This window comes from Bacteroidota bacterium (genome assembly GCA_016715425.1).
In the GTDB taxonomy this organism is placed as follows: domain Bacteria; phylum Bacteroidota; class Bacteroidia; order Chitinophagales; family BACL12; genus JADKAC01.
Genome location: JADKAC010000005.1, coordinates 1052388 through 1073739, shown reverse-complemented (window position 1 = coordinate 1073739; position 21352 = coordinate 1052388). Strand labels below are relative to the sequence as shown.

Genomic DNA, 21352 nt, shown 5'->3' with positions numbered 1-21352 from the left:
ATGATTGCACAAATCCACTATCTGTTTATTAAAACACTTTTCAATATTAGATATGTGTAAAAATATTGCTTCATAAACTTTCAATGACTTTATCTTAGCCGCTAATGGATACAACTTTTCCCACTCGAGATGAAAAAGTAATTGACTTTAATAAAGTGGAAATTTATCAAGGTGAATCACTCATTTTGCATAATGTCAATTTTGCAATAGATTACGGCGAATTTATTTACCTGATTGGTAAAACAGGTAGCGGTAAAAGCAGTTTATTAAAAACGATTTATGCAGATCTACATTTGCATAGCGGAAGTGCATTTGTATGTGGCTTTAATCTCGCTGAAGCAAATTGGAAAAACATTCCGTATTTGCGACGCAAATTAGGAATCGTATTTCAAGACTTTCAATTGTTGATGGATAGAAATGTTGAAGAAAATCTTGAATTTGTTTTAAGGGCAACAGGCACTTCAGATAAAGCACTTATCAAAATTAAAATTGATGAAGCCCTGCGCAGAGTTGGGTTACAAACTAAAGGATTTAAAATGCCTTACGAACTTTCCGGTGGTGAACAACAGCGAGTGGTTATTGCACGTGCAATTATAAATGATCCCGAGATAGTTATTGCAGATGAACCCACTGGAAATCTGGATCCGGATACAAGCGAAGATATAATGCAGTTGTTAATTTATTTAAATAAAGAATATAACACTGCTATACTTATGGCTACACATAATTATGGAATATTAGATAAATATCCTTCAAAGATTTTGCAATGTGCCAATGGTAGCATTAATGAAATTACTTCTACTGCATCAATTGAATAACAATTTCTGCACCGGTTTTATTAGAATATTCTGTTTCAATTAATTTTCTGAATTCTAAATCTTCATTTGTGAATTCTCTTTCCATTAAATCGTATAATGCTGTTTTCATTTCATGTGGCGTATTGGCAATTGTACAATATTTTTCCATTCCGGTTTGATCTACCATCAGATGATTCGTGAGACAAAATCTGCCATTAAATAAACTGTTTATCAATTTCAATTTCACACCTGTTTTTTGAAATGAAGGCAAAATATTTACATGTGCATTTGCAACTAATTCTTGCAATTCACAATCAGCAGGTGAATCAATCAGAGAAATATTTTCTATTTTGGAAATGCTTTTTTTCAAAACTTCACCCGGTTGTAATCCGGCGATTATCAAATGCAAATCCATTTCATTAAATACTTGCTCTATCAAATACATTGCCGCTTCCTGATTTTCGCTTATTGATAAATTTCCATGATATAACGCATATTTTCCATGCCCGGGTTTTGCAGTTACAGTTGTATTTCCATGAAATGGACCCACATATAAAGTGTTGTTAAATATTTTTTTATAATAGTCTTTTTCGTGATGTGCAATTGCAAGTAAATAATCCGCACTCTTTAATTTCTTCTCAAATAATTTCAACCGTTTAAATTCTTCATAATAATAAATGCTGTTAATAAAAGACTTCTCTCTCTTTGCTAGAGAAAAATAATATTCCGCTTCATTATTATGCATGCGCACCATTTTAAAACGCTTTGAAAGTTTTACATCATTTAAATAATAGCATGCATGTAACCCTTCGAATAAAATGGGATAATTATCCTTCAACAAATTTTGCAATAATGCATTTGACCGGCGTGAATCAACAATCATGGGTTTGTTTGTAAATATTCCCTGCCACATCGGTTTGCGCTTATAATATTTCACTGACTCACAAAGAGATTCCAATTCACTGCTTTCTTTTCTTCCATAAATAAATGTGTGTAAATGAATTTTTACTCCTGCTGCATGCAAGGCTTTAATTTTATAATACACATCTATCACACCACCATAGTCAGGAGGATAAGGCACATTAAATGAAATGATATGTAAACTATTGGACATGCTTGTAAAATTCTAACAATTTCTTTTGTTCATTGCTCCAATTTAATTCTTGTTTTGCAGATTGGGTATTTTCCGAAAGTGTATTGTATAAAGTGGTGTTGAAAAGCAATGCATTTACAGCTTCTGCAATTTTTTCTTTTGTCAATGCATCAATCAGAATTGCAATATTGTATTGGTCATTTATAAGTTTGTATTCCGGGAAATTCATTGTTACCTGAGGAATGCCAGCCTGTATATAATCGAAAAATTTATTGGAAAGTGAATAATAATAACTCAAACCTAAATGCGCTACAAGATTAACTCCTACTTTAGCCTGTATTGTTTTTTTCTTCAATGCTTCCGGCGATAATAATCCTGTAAAATGTATGCGGTTACTATAGTTTTTCCCGTCAGCAAATGCTTTGATTTCATTTGAAAGATCCCCCTCTCCTGCTATTATTAAATCTCCATTTATTATTTCCATTGCATCAATAAGTTCTTCTAAACCCCTCCCCTTATTTAATGCGCCTTGATAAAGTATTTGATTTTGTTTTGCATATTGTTTACTACTTTCATTTTGCAAAATTGGAACATTACGAATTACCGAATAAGATTGTTTGTATTTATTGGCAAGCGCATCAGCTATTGATTGACTAACTGTATAATTATTTTTTATTCTCGACAAAAAGATCATTGCAACGATTTTCCAAAATTTTTGAATTACAGGTCTGTCCACTAACTCCGGAAGCTCTTCATAAAATTCATGTGCATCATACACACATATTTTACCTTTTAATTTCGCATTGATAAAAACAGGCATCACCGTATCTAAATCTATAGCACCATAAATATCAAATTTGCGAAACAATAGCCAAAAGAAAAGACGAATATTATATTCAATAAAAAACAGTTTTCCTTTTTTAAATAATACATGAATTCTTTCTTGGTCAAAGTTTTGATTACTTAAATGCTGTGAGTTTTTTTTATTGAATCCGACTAAAGTTACCTTATAACCATTATCCGCCAGAGTGCTGCTTATACGCTGCATCCGCTGATCATAATTCAAATCATTAGTAACGGTAAATACAATATGAGTTAACCTCTCCACTCCAGTAAATTATCGGGTTTATGTATAATTATTTTATTATCCGTCATAAATAAAAGTGCTTCAATAAATTTTTCCTTTCTAATGGGTAAAGACATCTCATAGATTTGTTCGGGTGAAAGTGATTTTTTATTTAATTGTTTCTGTAACCAACTATACACTTTATTAAATTCAACATCTGCAAGTCCTAATTTATTCTTCTCCATACAAATATCACAGCGATTACACCGGGAATATCTTTCATCAAAGTAAGCAAGTATTTCTTTTACTCTGCATTCCGTTTTATTTAATGTGTATTGCGACATTGCCTCCAATCGTTTTTCACTTTTAATACGTAATGTATTTAATAAAGCGGTGTCGAGATTAATATTTTCTTCATGCAATCGTTCAACTATAAATGTTAATTGCGACTTTCCAGAAACCGGATTGTATTCTAAAATTTTATTTTGTTGCAAGTAAATTAATTCATTTATAAAATCATGTCGGGAATAGGAAAGTTGAAATGCAATTTCAGATTCTCTGACTGGAACATATCCATCCAAAATTCCGGGGCACATTCTCAACAACATTTTTATAACAGGTTCTTTCAATTTATTCTCTACCTGAAATCTGTAAAGTGTTTCATGATCTACAGTAAAATGAATAGTGGAAATTCTATCCATAGGTTCATTGAAATACAGATACCCGTTTTGTTGCAAAATCTGAATTGCACGATACACATGTTTAGCAGGAATTTTTACTGCATTTGAAAATTCGGTAATATCAAAATCAAACGACTCACCTACACCTGCACCATACGCAAGTTTTAAATAAGAGCCCATTTGGTGATATATTTTTTTAATAACATCCGGCTCCAAATGCTGCTCTGATTGAATGCGGGCGAGTTCATCAATATCCTGTCTGTTATAAATTAATCCTGCGAATGAAATAATACCATCCCTGCCTGCCCTACCCGCTTCTTGATAATATGCTTCAATACTTTCAGGAATATCCCAATGGATTACAATGCGCACATCAGGTTTATTTATACCCATACCAAATGCATTTGTGCAAACCATAATGCGCTTTTTATTTCGAATCCAGTTATCTTGTTTCTTCGCTCTTTCTGTTATCTCTAATCCTGCATGATAAAAATCTGCAGGAATATGATTGCGATTTAAATATTCTGCAATTTCTTTTGTTTTTCTGCGATTGCGCACATACACAATTCCGGAACCTTTTACCGATCGCAAAGTTTCAATGAGTTTATGAAATTTATCTTCTTCTTCACGCACTACAAAATGAATATTATCACGTTCAAAACTAGATTTAAAAATTGTTGGATTTTTTAATTGAAGTTTTTCACTAATATCATTCATCACCTGAGTAGTTGCTGTTGCGGTGAGTGCAATAATTGGCGTGTCCGGAATTATTTCATGCACCAATGCAATTTGTAAATATGGTGGTCGGAAATCATATCCCCATTGCGAAATACAATGTGCTTCATCTACTGCAAGTAAATTCACCTGCATTTTTTTAAGTCGCTCTTTGAACAATGGAGAGATTAAACGTTCGGGGGAGATATATAGCAATTTATATTTACCATAAGCAGCATTATCCAATTCGATATCCACCTGTTTTTTTGTAAGGCCTGAATACACTGCAACCGCCGGAATTTTCAATGCATTTAATTGTTCCACCTGATCTTTCATTAAAGCAATAAGTGGTGAAATAACGATGCATATTCCGGGATGCATTAACGCAGGAATTTGATAGCAAATAGATTTTCCACCACCTGTTGGCAATAATGCTAAGGAATCTTTTCCGGCTGCAACAGTTTCAATAATTTCCTGCTGCTGAGGACGAAACTCATTATAACCCCAATATTTTTTCAGAATATCGATTGCCTTTTCCATACGTTCTAAAACTAATGTACAGAACCTCCAAAAGCGAAATGTGATTTAAATTCTTTTAATTCTTCTGCAAGACTGCGGCTTTCTGTAGGTATAAATCTATTTAAAGCGGAATCGCTACTAACAACAAGGCTGCCCATTTCCATGTGTTGATTAATAAAAATGCGTTCGAGACCGGGATATAATAGTTCTATCTCATCGGCTATTTCATTTACGGATAATGTTTTTGTTACCCGATTATAAATTCCCGAAGGCACTTTTGTTTTAACTAATTGAGTAAGTGTTTCACCAATATCATTTACATGAATAAAAGAGCGCTCTTGTAAACCACTTCCATGAATTGAAATACGATTTTCAAAATTTGCCTGAAGCATAAAATTATTTATTACAGCATCGAATCGAATTCCATTATTAATACCGTACACATTACCGCATCTGATAATTATTGTATTCATTTTTTTGAACAAACGCTCTATATGTTCTTCACCTCTTTTTTGGAAATACCATAATAAGTTTTAGGATGAGTGGGCGATTGTTCAGTAACAATTGCATCAGTACGACCATAAACAGATGTGCTGCTTACATAAATACATTTTTGCACATTTGATTCTTCTATTGCATATACCAGTTCTGCCGTTCCCCAATGATTTATTTGTTCAAAAAAATGCGGATCCTGATTTGCAAAAGGTGTAAGCACTTTTGCTGCAAGATGAAAAACCACTTCAATATTTTTCAAACTTTGACGTAATTTTCTGGAGTCAAGAATATCAGCACGAATCAATCTTATTTTTTCCGGATGATCAAGTGATCCAAACAAAACAGTTTCATTATTTCTGCTGAGGTTGTCGTAAATAATAATAGTACTCACCAGTTCAGATGCACACAGTTTTTGAATAAGCGTTGTGCCAATATATCCGGCACCACCCGTTACCAGTACATTCATTTTTCTTTAATTAATTCTGTATGAAGACCACACTCTGTTTTATTCATTCCAAACCAGCGGGCGGTGCGTTCATCTTTAATAAGATTAATATCAAATTTTCGTGTGCACGGTTCGCAGCCTATGCTTGTATATCCTTTTTCATCTAAAGAATGATGCGGTATATTATATTCACGGATATAATCGAAAATCATTTTATTTGTCCAATCCAGCATCGGGTGATATCTCATTGCTTTTTTATTTGTTTTTTCTTCAATAGAAAAAGATGCTCTATTGGAATTTTGATCTGCACGCACTCCATTGATCCAGATGTTCTTATTTTCCAATAAGGGTTCCATAGGTTGTATTTTATTCAGATAACAACAATAGTCAGGATCTGAAGTAAATAAAAAGCGACCTTCCAAATTCATTTGCATTGATTTTGGTGTATTGGAAAATAAATCTGTTACCTGCAATCCAAACAATTCAGCAATATCATTTTTGTATGAAATTGTTTCAGGAAAATGGAATCCAGTATTTAAAAAATAAATAGGTATTGATTTATCAATTCGACTCAGTATATGAAGTAACACCGTACTATGTGTTTGAAAAGAAGAGGTGGTAAACATAGATAGACCACGCTCTTTATAGTCAAGTATTTGTTTTTCTATTTCAGAAAAAGTTGCCATAATTAAGACAGACTTTTTGCCATCAGATCTGCGAGATGCATTACCTGAATTGGAAGTTTTTGTTTATCTGCATATGCTTTCAAATGCATTAAACAAGAGTAATCTGTTGATACAATATAATCAGCACCTGTAGCTAATGCTTTTTCAATTTTGAGATCGGCCATACTGGTACTGATAGGTTCATATTTTACTGCGAATGTTCCCCCAAATCCACAACAGGTTTCCACCAAATCCATTTCTATTAATTCTATACCCTGAATATTATTTACCAATTTTCGAGGAGCAGATTTTATTTTGCATTCACGCAATGCAGCACAAGCATCATGATAGGTAACCTTTGCATTAAATTTTCCACCGATATCTTCCACTTTTAAAATATCAACCATGAACTCACTGAATTCATAAAGGTTTTTCCGAAGTTGTTTATAATAATTATGAAATGGACCATTATCATAAAGTTCGCCGTAGAAATTGCGCACAAACCCAACACAGGAACCTGAAGGAGCCACAACTACTCTATCATTTGTGGAGAAGTCCTTTATAAATTTCTTACCGACTTCATCCATTTCTTTCCACTGCCCTGCATTAAATGCTGGTTGACCGCAACAAGTTTGTTCAGGATTATAATGCACTGTGCATCCGGCTTTCTCTAAAACCTTCACCATATTAAAACCTGTTTCAGGAAATAATTGATCTATAAAACAAGGTATAAAAATTTCTACATCCATAATCTAATGGGCACAAATGTAGTAAAACAAAAAGCAGAATTGAACGACCTACATGTTCTGAACTACAATGGTTTTGGAGTCTTCTATCGGATAACCCCGAATTACGAAATCTTCATGATTATTGCTATTCAAGGTAACAGTAATTTCATACGTTCCCGGCGGCAATGCTCCCAGATAATACCACTCGCCATAAACACGACCTACTTTTTCTCCATTTATATGTAAGTGAGCATGCCCTTCATTGTACTTAGTTCCATTGTTTACGTTTTCAGGTGTAAACTTAAAATTGTGTACTATAAAATGAAGATTATATCCACCCATTGGATCTTTGGCAATCTCCATTGAAATGCTTGGTAATTCCTGAATAGGATTTCCTGCCAAATCAATTTGCTCATGCATATGATCCGGCTTATTCGATAAGAAATCTTGTTTGTTATGATATTTATTATCGGCCATTTGATAATACGCAAAAAGCAGTATAAAGAAAAAGATAAGAAAGAATATTGCATTAACCATGATACGTTTCCCAATAGATTTTAGCATCCCCGTTAGGCGATGATAAAAAGGTGTTGGTCCCTCTAATAAGAAAACAATTAGAGATGCGTGAATAACAGTATGTCCTATCACTTCAATTTTTCCAAAAACAGTAGTTGTTAGAAAAAATACAATTGTAATTATTACTGCAAGTGGTCTTTGTAATAAATTCACTAATAGTAAATACCCCAAACCAAATTCAACAAATGCGGCGGAGGTTATGAAAAAATCATAATTTAAACCCATTGCAAGTTGGGGGTGCTCCTTCAATAAATACAAAGACCAATCTTTATAAATAAATTTCTCCAATGCTACCCAACATAGAGCAAAGCCAACAGTTATGTATAAAACGGTGAGGCCGATAGATCTGATTTTTTCTTTGGGATGATAACAAGTAAGTAAGTATGCGCCCACTCCCAAAAACAAAGAATAATCTAACATGTGGAATGGATGATAAATTACATTACCTACAACATAGATTAACATACACCCAAGTCCGGCAATTGGTACAGTACGTTCAAATAATAATAGGAAGGCAAGTATAAATTGCAACCAGGCTACCCATATAAAGTTGGTGGGTACTAATAATGTTGGTGCAAGCATTGCATTAGATTGCCATGAAAGAATAAACAACATAGCAACAGCAACCCGCATAACTAAAGGGCTATACGACTTTCGTCTTTCTAACCAATTATTTACCTGAATGTAATTAGGAACTCGTGTTAAAAAATAATCCAATAACACTCCACCGGATATAACAACTAAACATAAACCTAAAATCCCCCAAAAAACCGGAGTAGTAATTTCACCAATCGTTAGTGGCCTGTCAGCATAGCTGCCATCGGTAAACCATTTAACATGCGCCCAAGCGGAATTAGTAAATACCAAACACAATATGCCGGTAAAAAAAACTTTAGTTAGGATAGATGAGTACTTAAACATTAATTTTATAAGTCGCTAAATTACGGTAGGCAAAAATGCATACAATATCTTATAAGTGGAATAAATAAATTTTTGTAAAAGTTTTGTAAATAGATGAGATCCACACCATTAAAAAAAATGAATGAAAAATATAAAAGTTAAGCTATTAGTAGCATTCTTTTTAAGTATAGCATCTATTGGTGTAGCATTTTATTTTGCATATAAAAGTTTTAATGCTTTGGAAAATTCAGTGAATGCATTAGCTACTCCAAATCAATCCGCATTATTGTTTAACAGTATTATTCGAAATCTTTCTGAAAGTGATAATAATATGCGTAACTATAGTATGACCGAATCAGAACTCGCATTAAACAATTATTTATTTCACATGGATCTTGTAAATCATAATTTAGATTCAATAGTTAGCATTTTCAATTCCGGTGAAAATAATATTAGTGAATCAGTGGATGAACTAAAAAACATGCTTCAAACAAAAGCAGATTTGATGTATGCATTGGTGGAATTAAAAAATTTACCGGGGTATCAATCCATCGCAGATAAGACTATGAAAAATATTGCAAGTACAATGCAAGACACTGCAATAGCTTTCGAAACTCCAGAATTAAAAGAGGAAGACCCCGGATTAAAATCAAGTTCTAGCGCCGAAGAAATAAATACATATGAATCAGAGAAAAAGAAATTAAAAAATTTATTTTCAAACAAGGATAAAAACCGCACTCCATTGCCCCCCTCAATCGTATTACAACAAGACACAATTGAGAAAGATATAAAACAAAGCAATTACATTCTTGATCCAAACATTTCTATAGATCCTGAAATGGTATATAAGATTTTATCTGATATCAATAAAGAAGAGAAAAATTATAATGCTCAACTCACCAAGCAGGAATTAGAGATTATGGCAAGCGATCGGATAATTATGAGTAAGATAGCAGGGCTTCTGGAAAATATCCAAAAAGATTATCTAAAAACTTTAAGTTTAGAAAAACTCACTGCTCAAAATACTGCAAATCAATCTTCAAAATTAATCTTCGGTCTCACGTTTATTTTCTTTATACTTGGTATTGTTTTGTTGCTTGTGATATTCAATGATATAAATGTCAATATTAGATTTAAAAATCAATTATTATTTGCAAAACAACAAGCGGAATTTTCTGCAAAAACAAAGGAGCAATTCTTAGCAAATATGAGTCATGAAATTCGAACTCCATTAAATGCAATTTTAGGATTTACAGAAATGTTGAACTCAACAAAAAGTCAACAACAGCATGAATATATTCACTCAATCCAAACTGCATCTGAACATTTATTACACATTGTAAACGACATATTAGATGTATCAAAAATTGAGGCAGGAAAAATTCATCTGCAATCAGAAATATTTACTGTTGAAAAAGTGGTGAGCGAAGTTTTTGAATTAATGCAGTTGGAAGCAAAAAATAAACACATTGCTTTTCTAAAACAAGTTGACGATAAGGCAGGCGCATTAATAAAAGGAGATGCATTTCGATTAAAACAAATATTATTAAATCTGGTAAGCAACGCTATAAAATTTACTAGTGATGGAAAGGTGGAAATAATTTGCAAGACAAACCTAAGAGAGCGTTTTGCTGATTTTTATTTTCAGGTGGTTGATACGGGAATCGGAATTGCAAAAAATAAATTAAATGACATCTTTAATGAATTCAGTCAGGCAGAAGCAGGCACCACCAGAAAATTTGGAGGCACTGGCTTAGGATTAACTATTTCAAAAAAATTAATAGAAATTCAAAAAGGAACTATTGAATTAGACAGTGAATTAAATAAGGGATCAATATTTACAATTCAACTCACTTACCCTATAGCTACTAAAAAAGAAGTAGAAGAATTAATGGGAAACACGAATTCTCCAATTGAAATATTACCCGGCATTAATGTATTATTAATTGATGATGAGAAATTAAATCTGCAACTCGCAAAAATTATATTTGACAAATATAAAGTGCAAGTAGATACCTATTCATCTGCGGCTGACGCATTAAATGCAATGGAAGGCAAACAATATGCAATAGGCTTAGTTGATTTGCACATGCCTGTAATGGATGGTTATACCTTTATTTCAACAATACAATCTCAAGGTTTGAAAAACTTTCCTTGCATTGCATTAACAGCTGATGCTATGGCAAATAAGGCCTTGCTAATGTCAGAATATAACTTTGATGATTTGCTTTTAAAGCCATATTCAGAACAAGATTTAATGCATATGATTTCCAAATGGAGTAAAGAATCTCCAATGGAATATACTTCACCGGAAACACATCAAAAAGAAATAAAAAAGACCCCTTCACAAATATTTTCCTTAGAAGAAATTCAACAATTTACGAATAACGATGAAGTAATTATTTGCGAAATAATCAGATCATTTATTGATGAGCATAAAATTAATATTGAAGTTCTTTATAATTATTATATATCCGGAGAAATTGCAGGAGTAAATAACATTGCTCACAAAATGATACCCGCATTCAGCCATTTTAGAATTGCAGAGGCTATTCCAATTTTAAAATATTTAGAGCGAGTAAAGGATATTGCAACAGAGAATACGGAAGAACTTATGGTGCAACTTTTAGATATAGCCAAGCATGCTTTTGATCAATTGGAATTTGAATATGCCAAGTTAAATAAAGAAATGGCTTAACTATTCAGAGCCTAACCGAATATTGTATTGCTTTATTTTATTATATAAAGTTTTACGATCAATATTCAGCAAAAGTGCAGCTTTACTTTTATTATAATTTACACTCTCTAACGTTTTAAGAATCATCTCTTTTTCTGTGCGCTCTGCAATTGCTTTTAAGTCTGTACTTCCTGCCATACTTTTTGAAGAAGTATGTGTTAAGTTTTCAAACATTAATTCTGATGGTAACACATTAATAGATATAATATTTCCCTGTGCTAATAAAGTAGCCCTTCGAATTATATTTCGCAATTCACGAAAGTTTCCCGGCCAACTATAATGCTTAAATATTTCCATAACATCCTCACTAAATCCGGTAACTTTTTTTCCTAATTCCTGATTGGAAATTTTTAAAAAATGTTCTGCAAAATAGGTGATATCATCATGTCGTTCCCGCAATGGTGGCACGAATATTTTGAATTCATTTAAACGATGATACAAGTCTTCTCTGAAATCCCCTTTCTTCACTGCTTCCACTAAATCTTCATTCGTAGCAACTAACAATCGCACATCCACATCCACATCATTATTACTACCAATTTTTCGAATTTTTCTTTCTTGAATAGCACGTAACAATTGCACTTGCACTTCATAAGAAAGATTACCGATTTCATCCAAAAATAATGTGCCTTTATCTGCAGCAACAAATTGCCCGGTTTTATCTGCTATAGCTCCAGTAAAAGATCCCTTGATATGACCAAATAATTCACTGGCTGCTAATTCTTTTGACAATGCACCGCAATCTATTGAAACAAATGATTTATTGCTGCGATTACTTTTTTCATGAATACGCTTTGCAATAAATTCTTTTCCGGTGCCACTATCACCTTGAATAATTACTGAAATATTTGTGGGAGCAACTATATCAATAAATTCCAATAATTTTTGAGCTTGAACACTTACACCTTCCAAAAATGTAGAAGTTATTGTTTTTGATTCTACAGTTTTCTCAACCGAATTTTCAACGTTGGAATCAGAATTATTTTTGTGTAATGCATTTGTTATTGTAAGCCATATCTCATCTGGATTAACCGGTTTCGTTACGTATTCAAATGCCCCGTTTTTAATTGCTTTTACCGCTATTCGTATGTCTGCATAGGACGTCATAATAATTACAGGCAAATGAGAATATTGCTTTCTGATTTTTTGTAAAATTTCCATTCCATCGGTATCAGGTAATCTGTAATCAGAAAGTATAATGTCAAATCTGTTATTAGTGATTTTTGTTATTGCATCTTCACCAGAAAAAGAAGTGGTAACTACCATTCCTTTTTTAGTAAGAAAACTTTTCAGCATTAAGCAAAAAGTCGGATCATCATCAATGATTAATATAGTGTGCGCCATTCGGCTACAATACTAACAAACAATCCACAATTGCCCTATTAATTTTTAGTTCTATAAAAAAAACCTTTAAATATTGTAAATTTTTACTGTGAATTAATATTTTTATTAAATAATTAAATTCACATATTTATTTAAGACCAAGAAAAATTATTTACCTAAATCAAAAAGGTCGTTTTGGATGTTTTTAGCAGTTCTGCTTTTTTCTTGGAACGCACAAGCCCAATATTGCGAACCAATATACTCATACGGAACCGATGATAATGATTATATTGATGGAGTAATTCTTGAAGACATTGATAACACCTACAGCGGGATTTCTACTTCAGATATTATCGGCTATTCGGATTATACGCATCTCTCCCCCGTATTAAATCCCGGACTTGAATACACTCTGCAATTGTATAATACACCAATTTGGGATGAATCTTTTACCGCCTGGATTGACTATAATCAAGATGAAGTTTTTGATGTAGATGAAATTTTGGGAAGTATAGGATTATCTGTAGGGGCATCCGGAACTATTACTTTCACCGTGCCCGTTACTGCATTGGCAAGTGAAACTCGCATGCGAGTGAGATGTCTTTAAGATTCAAGTGTTGGAACAATAGACCCTTGTGATGCGCTAGATTATGGTGAGGTTGAAGATTAAACAATCATTTTTCCTGCTGCTGGCTTTAGTGATTTAGCAATAACCGATTTCATTGGTTTGGTGAGTGGATGTGGTTTTGGTAGTAATGAAATAACAGTTCAAATTTATAATATGGGTATCTTTCCTGCCAATGATTTCCGTATTTCCTATCAAATTACTGATCCTGTGTTAGGATTATTAACTGCTGTAACTGAAGATTATATGGGTGCAGATATCGATTTATTCCATGCTATCGAATATACGTTTTCAACACCTGTTGATTTTTCAAATACCGGAGAATATTTAATCGAAGCTTGGATTACCTGGGATTTGGATGAATCAAATATAAATGATGCTAATGATTTAACTATTACTTCAACTTTCCCATATATTGAAAACTTTGAAGCGGGTTCAGGTGGCTGGATTTCCGGAGGAATTTTAAATAGTTGGGAATTAGGTTATCCTAATGGCTCTGTTATCATAGGACCTCCTCCTACAACTCCAACAAGTGAAAATTCATGGATGACAAGCTTACTTGGTTATTATAACCCATATGAAGATTCTTATGTAATAGGTCCATGTTTTGATTTTTCAACATTGGAAGAATCATATGTGCAATTTGATATTTGGTGGGCAACTATTAATTACTTTGACGGTGCATGTTTAGAATATTGATTAGATGCCGGCTCAAGTTGGCAAGCATTAGGTGACATTGGAACCGGTGATAACTGGTACTCCGGTGCATGTTTGGAATTTGGATACAATCCTTTAACATTTATTTTTACCCGGCATGGGAAGGTTCAGGTGGTGGTTGGAAAACAGCCAAACATGAATTGGATATTCTTGCAGGTGAACCACAAGTACAATTAAGAATGCATTTTAAATCTTTTTATACCGAATATGATGGTATTGCATTTGATAATTTCTTTGTAGGTGATGCATATCCTGATGATATTGGAATATCGGCTATAGTAGCGCCTGCTTCTTCATCTTCTTTTTCTTCTTCCGAAACAGTTACTGTTTCTATAAAGAATTTTGGCACAAATTCTCAAACAGGATTTACTATGAAATATGTTGCTGATGGTGGCACCACTTATTCCGGTACTTATGCAGGTACGCTTGCCGCCGATGCTACAGATAATTTCAGTTTTGTATCTACTGCAGATCTGAGTGAATTCGGATCACACGAAATTTGTGCATGGACTGAACTTGCAGGTGATGATGATATGTCCAATTACTCAACTTGTTTTGACATATATCATGTGCCTTGTACACCTATGCCTCCAACGGATATTTATGCAGATGAAATCACCGCAACCTCAGCCAACATTCATTGGACTATGGCAACTGGAACAGAGATTTCAAAATTCACATTATGGGAATTGTCAACTAGCAACATCCGCAAGGTTATTGTTAAGGATAAATCCAACTATATATTAACAGGCGTTTTATCACCTTCCACCGATTATGCAGTGCGAATAAAATCTGGATGTTTTGATGGTGAGGACTATTCCCCATCAGGATTTTCTGAATGGTATTATTTTACAACAATGCCATTATGCGAAGGTGAATTTGAACATTCAGTTTCTATTTATCCAAATCCCAATGATGGAAATTTCAGCATTCAATTAAATGGATTTGAAAGTGATAAAGCACAAGTACAAATATTAAATGTAGTTGGTCAAGTTTTTTATAATGCAATTATAATCATTGATGCAAATGCATTTATTCATGATGTAGCATTAAATCTTTCTGGCGGTAGTTATATAGTGAAAGTGATTAATGGTTCTGAGACTGTAACTAATACAATTATTATTGAATAATTAAATTCGTTTTTAATAATAAAAGCCCTTCAATTGAAGGGCTTTTATTTTGACAATTTGTAAATTTTCTGTAGGTAATTATTTTATAAAAGTACTTATCGAAAGAGAAATAAATAATCAAACAATTGTTATAGAATAATTAGTTTGATTATTTAAGTAATACAAACATCTTAGATAGTTATTGAGGTTATTATTTATTTGGAAATTGTTTTAAAATAACACAGTTTAATGAACACTCTCAAACCTTTTAAATATGTATGACTTCTTAATTTTTTTTAGCTTTCAATTATTAGAAAAATCTAAACATCAATCACTTCTTCACTATTTTTTTTACAAATACAATGTATGGTGCATCAATTTTTTAACTTCATTAAATAGTTGTGTTTTGGTGTCCCCTGAATTATTTTTAACAATTACGATATAAGTTTATGCTCAAGAAGAAACTAGAGTAAAAAAACATCCATTCAGGATAATGATTTGTGCAACGAGAAAATAAAATCCTAATCGACATTCGGCTACATTACTAACAAACAATCCACAATTGCCATATTATTTATTAATTATATCAGAAAAAAATTAATGAATAAAATAGACCATTGGAAAAATTGTAAATCTTAACTTCCCTTTACTATTTTTACTGAATAAATAAATTCACACAATTAATTAAGACTATGAACAATTATTTACCTAGACTAAAAAAGTCGATTTGGATGTTTGTTGCTGTTCTGCTTTTTTCGTGGCAGGCACAAGCCCAATATTGCGATCCTATTTATTCCACTGGTACGGGCTCCGATGATTATATTGATGGAGTAATACTTGAGGATATAGAAAATACCTCAAGTGGGTATTCTACTTCCGGTATTATCGGCTATTCGGATTATACGGATCTCTCTACAGTATTAAATGCTGGACTGGAGTATACCTTGGAATTGTTTAATTGCCCAAGCTGGGGTGAAACCTACACCGCCTGGATAGATTATAACCAAGATGAAGTTTTCGATGCAGATGAAGTGCTAGGCACTTTAGGGTTATCTGCTGGAACATCAGGCACAATTACATTTACTGTACCTGTAACAGCATTACCAGGTGAAACTCGGATGCGAGTGAGATGTGTTTACCCTTCAGGCCTTACAACTTTAGACCCTTGTAATTCACAAACTTTTGGTGAAGTAGAAGATTACACAATTATTTTCCCGGCTGCAGGCCCTTATGATTTAGCATTAACCGATATAATAGATTTGGCAAGTGGTTGTGGTCTAGGATCCAATTCTGTTACTGTAGAAATATTTAATGTGGGTACCGATGTAGCAAATGATTTCAGTATATCCTATCAAATAACAGATCCTGTTTTGGGTCTTTTAACTGCTGTAACTGAAGATTATTCGGGAGCTGACATTGGTTCATTTGATGTTATTGAGTATACTTTTTCAACTCCTGCGGACTTTTCAAATTATGGAGATTATTTAATTGAAGCATGGATTACCTGGGATTTAGATGAATTTGATTTAAATGATGCTAATGATCTAGCTATTACTTCTATTCCAATTATAACAACTTTCCCTTATATAGAAAACTTTGAAGCAGGTTCAGGTGGATGGATGTCAGGTGGAATTTTAAATAGTTGGGAATTAGGTTATCCTGATGGACCGGTTATCAGTGGACCACCACCTTCAACCCCTTCCAGCGAAAATTCATGGGCTACAAGCTTATACGATTATTATAACCCATACGAAGATTCTTATGTATTAGGTCCATGTTTTGATTTTTCAACATTAGAACAACCATACGTAAAATTTGATATTTGGTGGGCAACTTATGAATTCTGGGATGGTGCTCGTTTAGAATATTCATTAGATGCCGGTGCAAGTTGGCAAGCCTTGGGTGATATAGGAACCGGTGACAACTGGTACACACCTGGTGGTTGTTATTCTTTTGGTTATGACCCTGTAACTTTTCTTTATTTCCCGGCGTGGGAAGGCTCAAGTGCTGGTTGGAAAACAGCCAAACATGAATTGGATATACTTGCCGGTGAACCTCAAGTGCAATTAAGAATGCATTTTAAATCTTATGCTTTTACTGGCTATGATGGTATTGCTTTCGATAATTTCTTTGTAGGCGATCCTTATCCTGATGATATTGGAGTTACGTCATTAGTAGCTCCTTCTTCTGCACCAACCTTAGGGGCTACTGAAGCAGTAACTGTTACAATAGAAAACTTTGGTTTAAATAGTGAATCCGGATTCCCGGTTTCTTATCAGATGGATGGTGGAACTATTCATACAGAAACATTTGTCGGTTCAATTGCTCCGGGTGATGAAGCTAACTTCACATTTACTTCTACTGAAGATTTAAGTGTGGATGGTGATTATACTTTTGTGGCGTGGACTGATTTGGATCTTGATGGTGATTTAAGCAATGATACTTTAGAAATGGTGGTTTCCAATTTACTTCCTATCTCAGGTACTGCTGCTTATTACATTTATTCAAATGTGGATGGTGGTTATGAGCCTTTCTATACTACCGGAGGTGTGGATGTGATGAATACAGTTTTTGGAGAAGATGAATGGACTCTTGACTATTTCGAAACTGTAGATGCAGATGCAGTATTTTCTACCGCAACATGCTTTATTTGGTTAGAAGGTGGTGGATATCAGGCATCTGAATTAAGCTATTTTGTAACAACAAACTCAACTGCTATTCAAAACTGGGTTGCTTCCGGTGGACATTTATTCATCAATTCAATGCCTTATGAAGGTGATGCTATTGATTATGGATTTGGTGGCGTTACCAGAACAGCACCTTACAGTTCTTATGTTTATTCCGCAACTCAAGGGATAGATCATCCAATTTATGATGGTCCATTTACTCCCGTTGGTACATATTACAGCTATGCATATAGCAATGCTGTAATCACTGGCGATGTTAATCCTGTTTTGGTAAATAATGATGATGAATCAATGGTAATACTTGGTGAAAAATCATGGGGAGCTGGTATTGCAATGTTTGGAAGTTTATATACTTATGTATATTGGACAGATGCCGCTGAAGCTGAAAACCTACATAACAACTTGATTTCTTATCTGGGTATATGCACGATTTCAGATACTGACGTAGGAGCTCAATCTATATCAGAACCTGAAACAGGTTGTGGTTTGGGTGATGAAGCCGTTACGGTAAAAGTGCGTAACTATGGCTTTGAACCACAAACGGATATTCCGGTAAACTATTCTTTGGATGGTGGAACAACAGTTACTGAAACAGTTGCAGGCACACTTGCTCCGGGAGAAACCATTCTTTATACATTTACTACATTAGCTGATGTGTCTGTTGAAGGAAGTCATAGCATTTTTGTTTGGACTTCTTTAGTTGGAGATACTATTATTTCTAATGATAGTTCCGATATTACATTTACAAATATTCCTATTGTTTCAACCTATCCATATTATCAGGACTTTGAAGCTGGTGATGGTGGTTGGTCTCAAGGCGGTGCAAGCAGCACTTGGGAACTTGGTTCTCCTGCTGATGATATTATTGACGGACCTCCTCCTACAACTCCATCCAGTGTAAATTCATGGATGACAAATCTGGATGGGGATTATAATAACAATGAGAAGTCTTATGTATTAGGACCTTGTTTTGACTTTGAACCTCTTACTCTACCTTATGTGCAATTGGATATTTGGTGGGAAGGTGAAAATTATTATGATGGTGCCGAATTACAATACTCTTTAGATGGTGGTGTTGCCTGGAATGTGGTTGGAACAATTGGTTCCGGCGATAACTGGTACACTAACTACGGTGTGGGTTTTGGATACGATCCAAGCTTGGCCATCCGGTTATCCTGAAGGATGGGTTGGTTCCGGTGGTGATTGGAAAACTGCTTATCACGATATCAGTTTCTTAGCCGGTGAGCCACAAGTACAGTTCAGAGTATTTTTTGGATCTGATGGTTCTGTAAACTACTATAACGGAGTGGCATTCGACAACTTTAAAATTGCCGATCCATTCCCTGATGATATCGGTGTAGTTGCTTTAGTAGACCCTCCTTTGGCTTCTGCTTCTTATTCTTCTGCTGAAACAGTTACTGTTGCTGTGAAGAACTTCGGTACAAATTCTCAAACAGGATTTACTGTGAAATATGTTGCTGATGGTGGTACTACTTATTCCGGTACTTATGCAGGTTCACTTGCTGCAGGTGCTACTGGTAATTTCACTTTTGCTTCTACTACTGACTTGAGTGAATTTGGCTCACATGAAATATGTGCATGGACTGAACTTGCAGGTGATGCAGATTTGTCCAATGACTCAACTTGTTTCGACATGTATCACATGGCTCCTGTAACCGGTGGAGCATCTTATCTTGTTTACTCCAACTCTACAGGTTCTGAACCTTTCTATGGTACTGAATACTCCGATGCTATGGATGATGTGTTTGGTGCTGACTGGACTCTGGATTACTACGAAGCTATGGATCCGTTTGAAGTATTCAATCCTGCTACCTGCTTTATTTATATGCAAGGTGGTGCTGATCATTCAAGCGAAATGCAAGCCTTCTTAGATGATAATCAATCTCTTGTTGAAGCTTGGGTAGAAGCCGGTGGTAACCTGATTATGAATGCAAGTTCGTATGAGATTACTTATGGCGATACTCTACAATTAGGTTTTGACAATACCGGTATCTATTTCTACTGGTACACTAATGAAGCTGATGCTGTGGACGATACACACCCAATATTTACTGGTCCATTTACTCCTGCCGGTGCTGATTATACCGGATACTATATTAGTTACGGAAGTTTAACAGGTGGTGATTATACTCCTTTACTTGTTGATCAATATTCTGCTGATCGTTATTTAATGGGAGAACAAGACTGGGGTGCCGGTCATGTGTTATTTGCTGCATTGTATTATCCTGATTACTGGACTACTTATACAGAAGGGGAAAACATGCACAGAAACATGTTAGAATATATGAAAGTATGTGAAACCGGTGCTGACTTAAGAGTTACCGATATTCTTTCTCCTGATGGTGGTTGTGGTATGACTGCTACAGAAACCGTTACTGTTGAAATTGAAAACTTAAGTGGAACTCCGGTAACAGGGTTACCGGTGAAATTTAGTGTGGATGGTGGTGCTGAAGTTTCTGAAACTGTGGCTGCTACTATTGATGCTTTCTCTACTTATGAATATACCTTCACTGCAACAGCTGACCTTTCAGTTGCAGGCGACCATACTATCGAAGCATGGACTGATTATGGTGCTGATTTGGATCCTACCAATGACTTGCATTCTGTTACTGTTACTTCTCTTGCTACTCCATCTGTTGACTTAGGTCCTAATGGAACACAGTGTGATGAGGTAACTTTAGATGCAGGTAATGCAGGTTCTGTTTATAGCTGGAGCACAGGAGCTACAACTCAGGAAATTGTGGTGACTTCCAGTGGTACTTATTCTGTTACAGTTACCAACCCCACAAGTGGTTGTGCTGCAACTGATGATGTTACCTTAACTATCAACTACACGCCTTCTGCTAGTTTTACTTACACAGCTACAGGACTTTCTGTAACGTATACAAACACATCTACCGGCGGAGCTACTTATAGCTGGAACTTCGGTGATGGCGGTACTTCTGCAGAAACAAATCCTAATCACGTGTATGGAACAGCCGGCACTTATACCGTTACCGTTACTGTAACCAATGGTTGCGGTTCTGATTTCTATAGTGCGGTGCTTTCTGTTACTGATGGTATTGAAGAACTGGCCTTGGCAAATGCTACTCAGATTTACCCGAATCCAACTTCAGGTAAAGCTATTGTGGACTTTAACTTAGATGGATTTTATAAGGTATCCATGCAGTTAGTAAATAGTCTTGGTCAAACTGTTTGGGAATCTAACCCCGGCAGTATTATGAATTCTAAAATGGAAATTGATCTTTCCGGATTAGCTGATGGTATGTATAATATGCAGATTACTGCTGATGAATACACTTTCTCTAAACCTTTGGTAATTACTAAAGATTAATATTCTAAATATTTAAAATAAAAAAGGGGGCTTCAAAAAGCCCCCTTTTTTTTACATAGAATTGTAAATTATGAAGTGTTATGTTGATAAAACTTTCGTGGTAATAAGTGTTTATGTAACT

General features: G+C 34.4%; 14 protein-coding genes and 1 pseudogene. 7 read left to right on the top strand and 8 right to left on the bottom strand.

The genetic code is table 11. The features are described 5' to 3' along the window. Window positions 1-104 precede the first annotated feature (104 nt). On the top strand, window positions 105-818 hold the full coding sequence (locus IPN31_10440; protein ID MBK8682300.1) for an ATP-binding cassette domain-containing protein: 714 nt from the start codon (window positions 105-107) through the stop codon (window positions 816-818). Here the strand turns inward: IPN31_10440 and IPN31_10435 are convergent. The 7 genes and pseudogenes from IPN31_10435 to IPN31_10405 form a co-directional block, all read right to left on the bottom strand. After that, window positions 799-1911, bottom strand: a complete 1113-nt coding sequence (locus tag IPN31_10435; GenBank protein MBK8682299.1) for a hypothetical protein — start codon at window positions 1909-1911, stop codon at window positions 799-801. The genes IPN31_10440 and IPN31_10435 overlap by 20 nt on opposite strands. Then, window positions 1901-2998, bottom strand: coding sequence for a glycosyltransferase (locus IPN31_10430; protein MBK8682298.1), 1098 nt, complete (start codon window positions 2996-2998; stop codon window positions 1901-1903). The genes IPN31_10435 and IPN31_10430 overlap by 11 nt, the downstream gene beginning before the upstream one ends. Beyond that, a complete protein-coding gene (locus IPN31_10425; protein ID MBK8682297.1) occupies window positions 2986-4890 on the bottom strand; it encodes a RecQ family ATP-dependent DNA helicase in 1905 nt (634 codons plus the stop codon). The genes IPN31_10430 and IPN31_10425 overlap by 13 nt, the downstream gene beginning before the upstream one ends. An 11-nt stretch (window positions 4891-4901) precedes the next feature. Continuing rightward, a pseudogene (locus tag IPN31_10420) lies at window positions 4902-5830 on the bottom strand (SDR family oxidoreductase). After that, entirely contained in the window at window positions 5827-6495 is a 669-nt protein-coding gene (locus IPN31_10415; GenBank protein MBK8682296.1) for a phosphoadenylyl-sulfate reductase, read from the bottom strand. The pseudogene IPN31_10420 and the gene IPN31_10415 overlap by 4 nt, the downstream one beginning before the upstream one ends. Before the next feature lie 2 nt (window positions 6496-6497). Next, the gene (locus IPN31_10410; protein MBK8682295.1) at window positions 6498-7223 is read right to left on the bottom strand and encodes a (Fe-S)-binding protein; all 726 of its coding nucleotides are present in this window, start codon (window positions 7221-7223) and stop codon (window positions 6498-6500) included. Between the two features lie 48 nt (window positions 7224-7271). Further along, a complete protein-coding gene (locus tag IPN31_10405; GenBank protein MBK8682294.1) occupies window positions 7272-8699 on the bottom strand; it encodes a hypothetical protein in 1428 nt (475 codons plus the stop codon). 121 nt (window positions 8700-8820) lie between these two features. Here IPN31_10405 and IPN31_10400 point away from each other — a divergent pair, with 121 nt between their 5' ends. Then, on the top strand, window positions 8821-11376 hold the full coding sequence (locus tag IPN31_10400; protein ID MBK8682293.1) for a response regulator: 2556 nt from the start codon (window positions 8821-8823) through the stop codon (window positions 11374-11376). Here the strand turns inward: IPN31_10400 and IPN31_10395 are convergent, their stop codons facing one another. After that, the gene (locus tag IPN31_10395; protein ID MBK8682292.1) at window positions 11377-12759 is read right to left on the bottom strand and encodes a sigma-54-dependent Fis family transcriptional regulator; all 1383 of its coding nucleotides are present in this window, start codon (window positions 12757-12759) and stop codon (window positions 11377-11379) included. Window positions 12760-12937: 178 nt separating this feature from the next. Here IPN31_10395 and IPN31_10390 point away from each other — a divergent pair, with 178 nt between their 5' ends. The 5 genes from IPN31_10390 to IPN31_10370 all read left to right on the top strand — a co-directional run bounded on the left by IPN31_10390 (window position 12938) and on the right by IPN31_10370 (window position 21231). Further along, window positions 12938-13345: a hypothetical protein gene (locus IPN31_10390; protein ID MBK8682291.1), complete on the top strand. Its 408-nt coding sequence runs from the start codon at window positions 12938-12940 to the stop codon at window positions 13343-13345. Between the two features lie 174 nt (window positions 13346-13519). After that, window positions 13520-14062 carry a hypothetical protein gene (locus IPN31_10385; GenBank protein ID MBK8682290.1) on the top strand — a complete coding sequence of 181 codons (543 nt, stop codon included), beginning with the start codon at window positions 13520-13522 and terminating at the stop codon, window positions 14060-14062. A gap of 68 nt (window positions 14063-14130) precedes the next feature. Further along, window positions 14131-15210, top strand: coding sequence for a T9SS type A sorting domain-containing protein (locus tag IPN31_10380; protein ID MBK8682289.1), 1080 nt, complete (start codon window positions 14131-14133; stop codon window positions 15208-15210). A 671-nt stretch (window positions 15211-15881) separates the two neighbouring features. Continuing rightward, on the top strand, window positions 15882-19055 hold the full coding sequence (locus tag IPN31_10375; protein ID MBK8682288.1) for a hypothetical protein: 3174 nt from the start codon (window positions 15882-15884) through the stop codon (window positions 19053-19055). Then, window positions 19018-21231: a PKD domain-containing protein gene (locus tag IPN31_10370; GenBank protein MBK8682287.1), complete on the top strand. Its 2214-nt coding sequence runs from the start codon at window positions 19018-19020 to the stop codon at window positions 21229-21231. Before IPN31_10375 ends, IPN31_10370 begins: the two co-directional genes overlap by 38 nt. The last annotated feature ends 121 nt before the right edge of the window (window positions 21232-21352 follow it).

Bases quoted from the DNA above. Each gene is read 5' to 3' on its own strand.
- IPN31_10435 (MBK8682299.1), bottom strand. From the start codon at position 1,911: ATGTCCAATAGTTTACATATCATTTCATTTAATGTGCCTTATCCTCCT.
- IPN31_10375 (MBK8682288.1), top strand. From the start codon at position 15,882: ATGAACAATTATTTACCTAGACTAAAAAAGTCGATTTGGATGTTTGTT.
- IPN31_10415 (MBK8682296.1), bottom strand. From the start codon at position 6,495: ATGGCAACTTTTTCTGAAATAGAAAAACAAATACTTGACTATAAAGAG.
- IPN31_10390 (MBK8682291.1), top strand. From the start codon at position 12,938: ATGTTTTTAGCAGTTCTGCTTTTTTCTTGGAACGCACAAGCCCAATAT.
- IPN31_10385 (MBK8682290.1), top strand. From the start codon at position 13,520: ATGGGTATCTTTCCTGCCAATGATTTCCGTATTTCCTATCAAATTACT.
- IPN31_10405 (MBK8682294.1), bottom strand. From the start codon at position 8,699: ATGTTTAAGTACTCATCTATCCTAACTAAAGTTTTTTTTACCGGCATA.
- IPN31_10440 (MBK8682300.1), top strand. From the start codon at position 105: ATGGATACAACTTTTCCCACTCGAGATGAAAAAGTAATTGACTTTAAT.
- IPN31_10380 (MBK8682289.1), top strand. From the start codon at position 14,131: ATGTTTGGAATTTGGATACAATCCTTTAACATTTATTTTTACCCGGCA.
- IPN31_10400 (MBK8682293.1), top strand. From the start codon at position 8,821: ATGAAAAATATAAAAGTTAAGCTATTAGTAGCATTCTTTTTAAGTATA.
- IPN31_10425 (MBK8682297.1), bottom strand. From the start codon at position 4,890: ATGGAAAAGGCAATCGATATTCTGAAAAAATATTGGGGTTATAATGAG.
- IPN31_10395 (MBK8682292.1), bottom strand. From the start codon at position 12,759: ATGGCGCACACTATATTAATCATTGATGATGATCCGACTTTTTGCTTA.
- IPN31_10410 (MBK8682295.1), bottom strand. From the start codon at position 7,223: ATGGATGTAGAAATTTTTATACCTTGTTTTATAGATCAATTATTTCCT.